The sequence below is a fragment of the Prevotella pectinovora genome (assembly GCF_000834015.1).
Taxonomy (GTDB): Bacteria; Bacteroidota; Bacteroidia; order Bacteroidales; family Bacteroidaceae; genus Prevotella; species Prevotella pectinovora.
On record NZ_JXQI01000009.1, the window covers coordinates 1 to 11,857 of the forward strand.

8 protein-coding genes and 1 other RNA gene are annotated in these 11,857 nt (G+C 41.4%); 3 read left to right on the forward strand and 6 right to left on the reverse strand.

The window, feature by feature from the left end:
• Positions 1-199: 199 nt before the first annotated feature.
• The 3 genes from rnpB (at position 200) to ST42_RS00700 (ending at position 2,652) form a co-directional block, all read left to right on the forward strand.
• Positions 200-627: RNase P RNA component class A (gene rnpB, locus ST42_RS13025), an RNA gene on the forward strand.
• A gap of 173 nt (positions 628-800) precedes the next feature.
• A complete protein-coding gene (locus ST42_RS00695; protein WP_044071880.1) occupies positions 801-2,111 on the forward strand; it encodes a YihY/virulence factor BrkB family protein in 1,311 nt (436 codons plus the stop codon).
• 160 nt (positions 2,112-2,271) lie between these two features.
• A complete protein-coding gene (locus tag ST42_RS00700) occupies positions 2,272-2,652 on the forward strand; it encodes a YkvA family protein (protein WP_022316585.1) in 381 nt (126 codons plus the stop codon).
• 297 nt (positions 2,653-2,949) lie between these two features.
• On the opposite strand, the gene ST42_RS00705 is transcribed toward ST42_RS00700, so the two are convergent.
• The 6 genes from ST42_RS00705 to lpxD all read right to left on the reverse strand — a co-directional run bounded on the left by ST42_RS00705 (position 2,950) and on the right by lpxD (position 11,621).
• Complete coding sequence (locus tag ST42_RS00705) at positions 2,950-4,671, reverse strand: AAA family ATPase (protein WP_044071881.1); 1,722 nt, start codon at positions 4,669-4,671, stop codon at positions 2,950-2,952.
• Between the two features lie 97 nt (positions 4,672-4,768).
• Positions 4,769-7,276 (reverse strand): transglycosylase domain-containing protein, encoded by a 2,508-nt coding sequence (locus ST42_RS00710; RefSeq protein ID WP_044071882.1) that lies wholly within the window; start codon positions 7,274-7,276, stop codon positions 4,769-4,771.
• Positions 7,277-7,334: 58 nt separating this feature from the next.
• Positions 7,335-8,243: a tRNA (adenosine(37)-N6)-dimethylallyltransferase MiaA gene (miaA, locus tag ST42_RS00715; protein WP_044071884.1), complete on the reverse strand. Its 909-nt coding sequence runs from the start codon at positions 8,241-8,243 to the stop codon at positions 7,335-7,337.
• Between the two features lie 134 nt (positions 8,244-8,377).
• On the reverse strand, positions 8,378-9,148 hold the full coding sequence (gene lpxA, locus ST42_RS00720; RefSeq protein WP_042517591.1) for an acyl-ACP--UDP-N-acetylglucosamine O-acyltransferase: 771 nt from the start codon (positions 9,146-9,148) through the stop codon (positions 8,378-8,380).
• A 16-nt stretch (positions 9,149-9,164) separates the two neighbouring features.
• Positions 9,165-10,550, reverse strand: coding sequence for a bifunctional UDP-3-O-[3-hydroxymyristoyl] N-acetylglucosamine deacetylase/3-hydroxyacyl-ACP dehydratase (locus tag ST42_RS00725; RefSeq protein ID WP_022316590.1), 1,386 nt, complete (start codon positions 10,548-10,550; stop codon positions 9,165-9,167).
• 30 nt (positions 10,551-10,580) lie between these two features.
• On the reverse strand, positions 10,581-11,621 hold the full coding sequence (gene lpxD / locus ST42_RS00730; protein WP_022316591.1) for a UDP-3-O-(3-hydroxymyristoyl)glucosamine N-acyltransferase: 1,041 nt from the start codon (positions 11,619-11,621) through the stop codon (positions 10,581-10,583).
• Positions 11,622-11,857 lie beyond the last annotated feature (236 nt).

Below are 11,857 nucleotides of genomic sequence, written 5' to 3' on the forward strand. Positions count from 1 at the left end.
CTCTTTTGTAAACATACGTACAAAACAAGAGTTGTAAACACACAAATAATCATACAATAAAATGATGTCAACATAATTATCAGGAACAAAAAGTAAGAAAATCTTATAGTCAATGCCAAAAAGACAAGCATATTTCAAATTATGGAATACAAATCCAACATATTCCAATTTTTATTTGTAACTTTGCATTGAAAAGAATGCAGCGTCCCGGCTCTGCCGCTGGTAGCATCTGGCTACGAGAGGAAAGTCCGGGCAGCATAGGGTGCTCCGCTTCTGAAAATGGAAGCTATTGGCAACAGTAGGATACGACAGAAGAAAACAACCGCCATCCTTTGATAATAATGCGAGGATTCGAGTCTTCACTATATTATCCAAAACAAAAGAAGGATGGTAAGGGTGAGAAGGTGGTGTAAGAGACCACCAGTCGCTGGGTGACCAGCGGGCTGTGTCGTCCGGAGGCTGCAAGTTCATGTAAACCATCGTTTGAGGATTGCCCGTCCGACTAACTCCGATGGAGGGTAGAATGCTTGAGACATGGGGTGACTCATGTTCTAGATAAATGGCAGGCGCCGGTATCGTCGAGAGGCATTACCGGAACAGAACTCGGCTTATAGGGACACTGTTTTCTTTTTCATTTTTATAATTCATCCCAAATCAGCCATCAGGATCTGCTTGAAAAACGAAAAGCAACAATTAAGCAAAAACCGACTAAACAATATGGTGTGTAATGGCTGGTGGAGATTATTGCATCCGATATCTGGCATAATCAATCTTAATCAAAAAACGATCTATAGCATCAAATGACAATAAAAAACATAACTGATTTCTACAAAGTAGGAATATGGCGAGACTACAGCAACAAACCTCAATCACAACGGCTGATCATCGCATCCTTTAGAATGCTGATACTGACCATTGAGAGTTTTACAACAAAAAGAATGATAAACAACGCTGCCGCACTCACCTACTCCACTCTCCTGGCAATAGTCCCTATCCTGGCAGTAGTCTTCGCTATAGCAAGGGGGTTCGGCTACAACAAATACATAGAAGAGTGGTTCAGAAATGTATTGTCGAGCCAGCCACAGGCTGCCGAAACGATAATCGGCTTCGTCAATTCGTATCTGATCCACACCAAAAGTGGAATCATACTCGGTATCGGACTTGTTTTCATGTTATGGACAGTAACGATGCTTATCAGAAACATCGAACTGGCATTCAACAATATATGGCAGGTGAAGAAGCCGAGAAGTTTCTTCAGAACTGTGACCGACTATATGGGAATGTTTATCCTAGCCCCTATCATCATTGTCGTCACATCCGGTATATCAATATTCGTAGCTACGGTGACAAGCCAGACAGAGGGCATGGAATTGTTTGCCCCGATGGTGAGGATATTGTGGGATATCATGCCCTTCGTTTTGATGTCAGCCATTTTCATAGCCCTTTATGTATTCATGCCAAACATAAGGGTAAGACTGAAATGCGCCATTTGGCCGGGAGTTTTGGCAGGCGTTGCCATGCAGGGACTACAGCTATTCTATATCCATTCGCAGATTTGGGTAAGCAGTTATAATGCAATCTATGGTTCATTCGCAGCCTTACCGCTCTTCATGCTCTGGGTGCAGATATCATGGTCGATATGTCTTTTCGGCGCAGAGCTATGCTATACGAGCCAGAATATGGAAGAGTATGCCTTCCGCACGGAAACATACGAAATCAGTCCGCGATACCGCATGATAATGAGTATGCTGATCATGAGCATGATATGCAAGCGTTTTGAAAAAGGAGAATCACCGTACACGGCCCTTGAACTGAAGCTCAATACGAACATCCCCATACGCATAACACAAAACATACTATATGAGCTCATCGATCTCGGACTCATCAATGAAATATCAGGCGATGAAAAGGGAGATGTCAGCGTATATCAGCCGGCGCAAGACATATCAAGACTCAGCGTAGGGCGACTTATCGACAAATATGAAACAAAGGGGAAATGGGAACTTAAACTGAATATGTCTGAGGCGAACCATGAAAAATGGAACAAAGTAATTGCTGAACATTCGGCATATCTCAAGAAACAAAGAGAGATATTGCTGAAAGACCTGTGATTTAGCATAAGAATTACTAAAAATAAGAAGTAAACAAATGATGAACAAATGTATCATTTGGGACATACAAGTTTTTTTTGTAATTTTGCCATCATTAAGACGATTACATTATAAAGGTGTGGCGTCAGACAACTAATTAGAAACGTAAAATATAATAAAAATGGAATTACCTGATTTTATGTCATACTCCAACAAATTCACAAATGGTGAATTCTTGGAGAAAATAGCGAAAATAGCCAAACGTGCCGGTGCTAAACTTGTATACATCGCACTCGTGCTATATTACACCTTGCAGAGCGACAAAGTGTCTATCAAGGACAAAGCCATCATTGTAGGAGCTTTAGGCTATCTCGTCAGTCCGCTTGATGTAATACCGGATGCAATTCCAATCGTAGGTTTGGGAGACGATTTGGCAGTATTACTATATGTAATCGGCAAAATAGGCGATGTTTCTGAAGAAATCAAGGAGAAAGCCAAGAGCAAACTGACAAAATGGTTTGACGAGGACGAAATGGAAGAAATCAACGAGCTGAAAATGTAAAACCACAGACGTTAATCCAACAAATCATTTTCTGATATTCCATCATCAAAAAGTATTAGTCTTGAACCCAAATCGGTCATTAGGCCGTTAAATGTATAATTTTAATAACTGCTTGCAGTCTTTTGTTTTTTTATAAGGTGCCTTTTGCTTGTTTTTAATTCGCAATAGCTCGCTATTACTCATTAAAAGCCAAACAAAACCCATCCTTCTAAAAAGCAAAATCCAAGCAAGCCCTAATGACCGATTCGGGTTGAAGCATTCATAAAACATGCTTAAAGACTAATACTTTTATTTCAATCATTTCTGCAACCTTTTCAGGCGACGCTTGGCTTCAGGAATATCAGGGCAAAGCTTCAGAGCCTTCTTATAATTGGCAATGGCTGCATCGTTCATTTTTTCCTTTTCACATTCCTTGCCAAGCATGACGTATTCTACAGCCAGACGCTTCAGAAAATCATCTTTTTCTTTCTTCTCTTCCAATAGACGCTGGTTTTCAGCACGCAACTTATTTACCACATTCAGTTTGCTACGGATAAACCGCCGGACTAATGGCTTCTCTATATCATAACGACTATGTATAGCCTTGAAGAAGTTGTCGAGAAAGGATTCCATATCACCCTTGTCAAATGCCTTGACCGCATCATGATACTCCCTGTCCGCCTTAGATTCAGACAAAGCCTTGTTGATAACAAGAGAATCGTTATAATTTCTGGAAAAGGCAACTACCTCGGGGCGCACGAAAACATCACTCCTACGTATTGGCTCTTTCAGAGTTATTCCCTCCAAAGAAGTACAACGTGAAAGTGCGACATAAGTCTGTCCACCGGCAAACACCCCACCAGTAAAGTCTATGTTGACATGTCTGAATGTAAGTCCCTGGCTTTTATGAACAGTAATAGCCCATGCCAAACGTATCGGGTACTGAGTGTAAGAACCTATCTCCTCTTCTTCTATCTTCTGTTCCTTGTCATTATATGTATAACGCATATTGCTCCAACATGCCCTCTCTACCTCCAATTCTCTGCCATCCTCGGAAACGATATATATAACGCCTTGCCCTTCGTCTATGCCCTCAATGACTCCTAAGGTGCCATTCACCCAGCGTTTGTCCAAATCATTCTTTATGAAAATGATTTGGGAACCTACTTTAAGGTCTAGTTGCATAGGAGTAGGCAGACTGCTTTCAGGGAAATCCCCTTTTATATCACCATAAAAAACTGATGCTTCGCCTGGCAATTTATCCAACTGGCATTGATTGATGTAATCAACTGTATCACGCCGTGTAGAGAGTGTTATCGACAGACCATTACTATCTGATGGGGAAACTGCCGCCACCCTATTGTTGAGAAGTTGCAAATCATTTGCAGTAACCATATTAGTCCGTATATGATCCAATATATTGATGAATGTAGAATCGGTCTGGCGATATACTTTTCTCAACTCAATGCTCACCAATTTGAAAGAACGGAAAACATGTGCATCAAAGAAATAAGGTGATGGATAAAAAGGGCGCAGGAACTGGCGGTCTTCTTCTTTCACCACGGGTTCCAACTGATATATATCACCAACAAAAAGCAACTGCTTCCCACCGAACGGTTCCCTCATATTTCGTGTATAGATTCGCAGAACCTTATCAATAAAGTCGATAATGTCTGCACGAACCATACTTATCTCATCTATAATGACAAGTTCCACCTCACGTATCAATTTTCTTTTCTCTCCATTATACTTGAGAGTTTCCTTGATATTCCTATTCGAAAAACGAGAATCCGTCGGAATCAATGGATGGAATGGCAATTTGAAAAAACTATGAAGCGTTGAGCCACCGGCATTAATAGCGGCAATACCTGTAGGTGCAAGCACTACATGTTTTTTCTTTGTATGCTGGCATATATATCGTAGGAAAGTAGACTTACCCGTCCCCGCCTTTCCTGTAAGGAAAAGCGAACGACGGGTAAAGTTAACTATCTGAAGAGCCTTCTTGAACTCCTCGTTTTCAGTATCAATGATATCTTCCATTTCGAGACACCTTCTCTTTCTCATAGAGGCTTGAAGAAGACTTCAATCTCTGAATATGGCGAATGAAAAGGCATTTATCCAATTCGTAAAATCGTCATCAGAAATCATCCAACGACATGTTGTGGTTCTTCGGTTTGCTGTTCTTTGGCTCAGCTTCACTTTGAGGCTTGGCATCCTCTGCCTTAGAGGCCTTATGCTGAGATTCTTGTCCCTGAATTATATTTCCATTTTCATCCAGGAACACCTCGTCTTCCATAATGACAGCCGTACTGTCTGTCTGGGTCGTATCCTTCTTTACAGCAACATAACTTGAACAATTGTACATTCCGTAAGAAATGTCAGAATCTTTCGGTTTGTCGAAATGTCCATGATATCTTGAAAAATTAGGATCATTCATGACAGACTGCATGAAATAGCCACATACAGGCAATGCCGTTCTGCTACCCTGACCTAATGCTCCAGTACGGAAATGAATACATCTGTATTCGCCACCTACCCATGAACCGGCAACAAGCTTTGGACTTACACACATGAACCATGCGTCAGAATGGTTGTTTGTCGTACCTGTCTTACCGCCGAAATCCGTATCCTTGGCATTGCCTACATATCCCCATAGACTTTGGGACGTTCCACCAGGTTCTCTCATTCCGCCCATCAAAAGCTGCTGCATGAAGAATGCGCTCTTATAGGGTATTGCCTGTTGCTCCTCTATATTCTCCTGATAAACGACTTTACCTTCTCTATCTACAATCTTCGTAACTAATGAAGGCAGCACATGCTTACCATTGTTTGCAACAGTACAATATGAATTAACCATATCGAGGAGTCTCACATCAGAAGAACCCAAAGCCAATGATGGGGCGTCATCAAGTTCATTTGTAATACCCATCTGATGCGCTGTGTTTATCACATTCTTTATGCCCATCTCCTGCCCAAGCCTTACGGCAATGGAATTGATGCTTCGGGCAAATGCGCTCTTCAACGGAATGGAGTCACCTGAGAATCTGCCGTTTGCATTGCTTGGAGTCCAAATCGTATTCTCATGCTTCACCTTGTCATACACTTCCATTCTGATGTATTCATCACGGCGCTTGTCGCATGGAGTGAGTCCTTGATTCATCGCTTCTGTATATACAAACAGTTTGAATGTAGAGCCAGGCTGACGGTCAGCTTCCACCTTGTCATATTTCCAGGTGTCAAAGTCGATATCTCCTACCCAAGCCTTCACAGCACCGGTCTGAGGTTCCATCGCAACAAAAGCGCAATGCATGAACTTAACCATATAACGAATGGAGTCAACAGTACTCATCTCCTTCTCAATCATTCCTTTTTCATAATCGAAAAGTTTCACCTTATGTGGTTTGTTGACATAATAACTCACTGAATCCGGACTGTTAGGGAAACGTGCAAGAAGCTCTTGATAATAAGGTTGCTTCTGCAATATTCCTTCTATGAATCCTGGTATTACATTACCATTTTCATCGCGCCATGGCTCCTGGTTACCCCAATGACTGTTGAAATTCTTCTGTACCTGACGCATCTGTTTGGTAACAGCCGCCTCGGCATATTCCTGCATCTTGGAATCTATAGTGGTATAGATCTTCAATCCACTATTATATAGGTCATAGCCATTCTCCTTACACCAGTCTTTCAGATGTCTTGACACAGCCTCTCTGAAATACTTTGCCTGTCCGTCATAATTCTCTTCCTGATTGAAATCCAACTTGATCGGAAGTGCTGAAAGTGAATCGCAGACACTTCTAGACAAATCGCCATGCGTCACCATATTGTTGAGAACAACATTACGACGGTTCTTGCTGTTCTCCGGATTAGACTTCGGATTATAGAATGTGGTAGCCTTCAACATACCAACCAACACTGCAGCCTGTTCAGTCTTCAAATCTTTCGGGGTCGTGTTGAAATAGGTTTTTGCAGCCGTTTTGATGCCATACGAATTAGAACCGAAATCTACAGTATTGGCATACATCGTGATTATTTCCCGCTTTGAATAAACCGTCTCAAGTTTAACAGCAATAATCCACTCCTTGCTCTTCATTATCAAGATGCGAAGACCCGGTATCTTGCCGAGCAGGCCAGTAGAATAGTTCTTCCTCACTCTGAACATATTCTTTGCCAACTGCTGGGTTATAGTAGAAGCACCACGCGCACCATGATGAGTGGCAGCATCTTTCACGGCACCGAACAAACCGATAGGATCGATACCAAGATGCTTATAAAAACGCTCATCCTCTGTATCGACCAATGCTTTGAAAAATGACGGGGCCACTTCATCATACTTCACTGGAGTACGATTCTCATTAAAGAACTTTCCTATCATCTTGCCATCAGCACTATAAATCTCGGAAGCCTCGCTTACCTGAGGATCGAGTATTCCGGAGAAATAGCCAGGCGAGCTACCAAAAAGCCATAGGAAGTTTATGTCTACCATTCCAAGATAGATGATAAATACCACTATACTGGAACAGAAACCTAGTATGGTCTTTGTGTACCATGCCCTACCTTTATAAAGGTTCTTATACCATCTGAAGAAAGCACCAAGCTTCTTAATGACAAGAACAAAGATTTTTCTCAACTTATCAAGCATATAATGTCTACATTTATTTAACAATTACGTAAATTCAGAACAAAAGTACAAATTTACTTTAGATATATATCATTGTTTCTATATATTTTATGATTTCTTCAATATTGTCCGGGTGGAACCACTTGATTTGCGGGTCTCTTCTGAACCAAGTAAGTTGTTTGCGGCAATACTTACGACTGTCACACTTTATACGGAAAACGGCTTCATCCAGAGTGCATTTACCGTCAAAATATTCGAACAACTCTTTATATCCAACTGTATTCAACGAGTTGAGATGGCGGAAAGGATAAACTTCACGTGCCTCCTTTTCAAGTCCCGAACCGACCATCTCATCCACACGCTTGTTAATACGTTCATAGAGTTCGTCTCTGTCTCTATTAAGACCTATTTTAATGATATCAAAGGGACGTTCTTTTATTTTGTTTTTTCTGAATGAAGTATATGTCTTGCCTGTCATATGACATATTTCCAAAGCATGAACTATTCTTTTGGGATTCTTCTTGTCAACAATTGAATAATATTCAGGGTCAAGTTTCTCCAATTCAGCACACAAAGGCTCCAGCCCTTCGGTCGTATATCTGTCTTTCATCCATTGACGAGTTTTATCGTCAATGGTAGGTATATCGTCTATCCCGTTACAAACAGAGTCTATGTACATCATGCTGCCGCCAGTCATCAAAGCCAATTTTCTATCGCTGGAAAAATAACCAGACAGGAAATCCATCACGTCTTCTTCATATTTTGAAGCACTATAATAATCACCAAGCGATAGGTTTCCAACGAAATAATGCTTCACGCGTTGCTGTTGTTCCGAGGTTGGAGCAGCTGTACCTATAGGAAGTTCCCTAAACAATTGTCTGGAATCGGCATTGATAATTGGAATACGGAAATGCTCGGCTACGCGAAGACATAGTTCCGTCTTGCCTACACCTGTAGGCCCAAGAATAACGAGAAGAGTATTTTTCATGAATACAAGAATGGAGTATACAATGTTTTTAAACGAAATGTGTTTGGCGAGCAACTTGCAAAGAAGCCAACCAAACACTATTTTAACACTATTAATTCCAAATCATCAACAAGATTTGGGTTAACTTCTCTTCATCAACGGATAATACCACGTTTAGAAGACTGTACGAAATCAATGATATAATCTATCTCCGGACAAGAAGGCAATGTTGAACGTATTTCAGCTATACCTTCAGAAATCAGTCCCTTGGAATACAATATTCGGTAGGCATCATGTATCATCTGGATTTTCTCATTGCTAAATCCGCGGCGACGTAAACCTATTAGGTTTATTCCGCAGTACTTGGTAGGATCCTTACCAGCAATAATATATGGGGGAATATCCTGACTGAAACGGCTTCCGCCCTGAATCATGACATAGCCACCGATACGGCAAAACTGATGACACAACACGGTACTGCTGACAATGGCATTGTCGTCAATAACTACTTCACCTGCAAATTTAGTAGCATTTCCTATAATACAACCATTACCCATGACACAGTCGTGAGCCACATGAACACACTCCATAAGCAGATTGTTGCTGCCTACTATTGTAGTACCTTTGGAGGCTGTACCACGCGAAATAGTAACATTCTCGCGGATACTGTTGTTGTCTCCTACGACGCAAGTAGTTTCCTCACCGACAAACTTCAGGTCCTGTGGTTTGGTACTTATACTTGCACCAGGAAAAAATTCATTTCCATTCCCTATACGAGCACCCGTATGTATCGTAACGCCGTTTTGGAGAACATTGTTATCTCCTATGACTGTATTCTTGTCAATATAACAAAATGGGCCAATTATATTGTTATCCCCAAGTTTCGCTTCAGGATGAACAAAAGCCAACTGACTGATTTGATTCATATTATAATAATGTTGTCTATTTATTCTTTACTATCTGTGCGGTAAATGTAGCCTCCGACACGACTTTGTCGCCGACAAACACGTATCCCTTCATAGAGGAGATGCCATGTCTTACAGGAGCCAAAAGGTCTACCTTAAACAACAACGTGTCACCAGGCACCACTTTCTGACGGAATTTCACATCGTCGATTCTCATGAAATATGTAGACCAACGCTCTGGTTCTTCCAAAGTGTTGAGAACAAGAAGACCACCGCATTGGGCCATAGCTTCAATCTGCAGGACTCCCGGCATAACAGGCTCTTGAGGGAAATGTCCTGTAAAGAACGGTTCATTGCTCGTGACATTCTTCACTCCTACAATACTGTTAGCCCCAAGAGAAATCACCTTGTCTACAAGCTGCATCGGGTAACGGTGTGGAAGCAGCTCACGAATTCGGTTGACATCCATTACTGGCGGCTCATTGCAATCATAAATCGGAGCCTGTATCTCATGCTTGCGGATTTCGCGACGCATAAGACGGGCAAACTTATTGTTGATGGTATGTCCTGGACGAGTTGCGATAATACGTCCTTTGATAGGACGACCGATAAGAGCCATATCACCGATGATATCAAGAAGCTTGTGGCGAGTACATTCATTTTCCCAAACCAAAGGCTTGTGCTGAATATAACCAAGCTTTGTGGCATCAAGACGTGGAACCTTCAAGAAATCAGCAAGCTGGTCAAGCCTCTCCTGAGTAGTCTGACGCTCATAGATGACAATGGCATTGTCCATATCACCACCTTTGATAAGATTAGCCTTCAACAACGGCTCAATGTCTCTTACGAAGACAAACGTTCTTGCAGGCGCGATCTCTGTTGCATAAGCATCCATATCGTCCAATGTAGCGAATTGGCTGTTGATGAACTTGGACTCAAAAGAGCACATTGTGGTAAGGCTGAATCCTTCATCCGGAAGAATCGTTATACAAGAACCTGACTCCTCGTCTTTGATCTCTATCTTGTGTCTGATTATATAATAATCCTTTGGAGCATTCTGTTCTTCTATGCCGATTTCGTTGATCTTGTCCACATACATGGAAGCAGAACCATCAAGAATCGGGAATTCCGGACCATTAACCTGGATAAGACAGTTGTCTATGCCCATGGCATACAATGCAGACATTCCATGTTCTATGGTAGAGACCCTGACATCTCCCTTGCCTAAGACGGTACCACGTTGTGTATCTACTACATTTTCAGCTATAGCCTCTATAACAGGCTGGTTTTCCAAATCTATACGCTGTATTTTATAGCCTGAATTCTCTGGCGCCGGATTAAAAGTGACCGTCAGACTGAGACCAGTATGCAGTCCTTTGCCACAAAGGGCAAAACTACCTTTAAGCGTTTTTTGTTTAGACATAATCTTCTATTATTATTCTTTAATAAATCGTTAAGCTTCAGACTCACCCTTTAGCTTAGCCAATTCTTTTTCCAATTCATTGATTTTGGCATACATTTCCGGCAAACGGCGGAAAATGGCCTGAGACTTGAAATATTTCTTAGGTTCCATTGGTGGAGTACCGATGAGTGTCTGGTCGTCTTTAATGTTTCCCGGCACACCTGACTGGGCTCCCAAAAAGACTTTATTGCCGATTTTAATATGCCCTGCGAGACCGACCTGACCACCGAACATACACCAGGAGCCAACTTTCGTACTTCCTGCGATTCCTACCTGTGCAGACATTACGGTATTCTCTCCGATGTCGGTATTATGGGCTATCTGTACCAAGTTGTCAAGTTTTACGCCCTTGCGCACGTATGTGCTTCCCATGGTAGAACGGTCAACACAGGTATTGGCACCGATTTCAACATTATCCTCTATGGTGACTATGCCTATCTGAGGGATTTTGTCGTAACCTTCTGCATTAGGAGCGAAACCGAAGCCGTCAGCACCAATTACAGAACCAGAGTGGATTGTAACACTATTGCCAAGTTTGCAACCATGATAAACAGAAACATTTGAATAGAGGATAGTGTTTTTGCCTACCTTCACGCCATCACCGATCGTGACATTCGGATAAATCTGACAACCATCTCCTATCTCAACATTGTCTCCGATACAAACAAAAGGCGCAATATAGCAATTCTCACCTATTTTGGCGGAAGCAGAAATGCTCGCCAACGAGCTGACGCCTGTCTTCTTTGGCTTCATAGACTCGTATAACTGCAGGAGCTGTGCCACCGCCTCATAAGCACTTGGCACTCGTACAAGAGTACAAGGAACATCCTGTTCCAGTTTCAAATCATTATTAACCAGAACGATACTAGAATTTGTAGAATACAAATAGTGAGTATATTTGGGGTTTGCCAAGAACGAAATTGCTCCTTTTTTTCCTTCTTCTATTTTTGCAAAAGTATTTACAGTAGTATTGTCATCACCTTCAACGCATCCATGTACGAATTCGGCAATTTGTTTAGCAGTAAATTCCATATTTATATTAATATTTCGTTTCATTTGCAAATATAGTAATATTTATTTGTTAGATGAAATATTTGATTGTTTTTTTAATAAATTGACCATATACAACCATTAATCAAATTAACGTTCTGAAAATTTCAGACAAATGAGGAATTGAAATGATGTAAGACGAAAAGACAACCTTCTTTAAAAATTATCCCCCGATATCACATCGGAGGATAACAACAACACAAACACAAATACAACAT

What these genes read in the sequence shown, in the direction of transcription:
- ST42_RS00695 (WP_044071880.1), top strand. Translation starts at nt 801, where the DNA reads ATGACAATAAAAAACATAACTGATTTCTACAAAGTAGGAATATGGCGA.
- ST42_RS00700 (WP_022316585.1), top strand. Translation starts at nt 2,272, where the DNA reads ATGGAATTACCTGATTTTATGTCATACTCCAACAAATTCACAAATGGT.
- ST42_RS00705 (WP_044071881.1), bottom strand. Translation starts at nt 4,671, where the DNA reads ATGGAAGATATCATTGATACTGAAAACGAGGAGTTCAAGAAGGCTCTT.
- ST42_RS00710 (WP_044071882.1), bottom strand. Translation starts at nt 7,276, where the DNA reads ATGCTTGATAAGTTGAGAAAAATCTTTGTTCTTGTCATTAAGAAGCTT.
- miaA (WP_044071884.1), bottom strand. Translation starts at nt 8,243, where the DNA reads ATGAAAAATACTCTTCTCGTTATTCTTGGGCCTACAGGTGTAGGCAAG.
- lpxA (WP_042517591.1), bottom strand. Translation starts at nt 9,148, where the DNA reads ATGAATCAAATCAGTCAGTTGGCTTTTGTTCATCCTGAAGCGAAACTT.
- ST42_RS00725 (WP_022316590.1), bottom strand. Translation starts at nt 10,550, where the DNA reads ATGTCTAAACAAAAAACGCTTAAAGGTAGTTTTGCCCTTTGTGGCAAA.
- lpxD (WP_022316591.1), bottom strand. Translation starts at nt 11,621, where the DNA reads ATGGAATTTACTGCTAAACAAATTGCCGAATTCGTACATGGATGCGTT.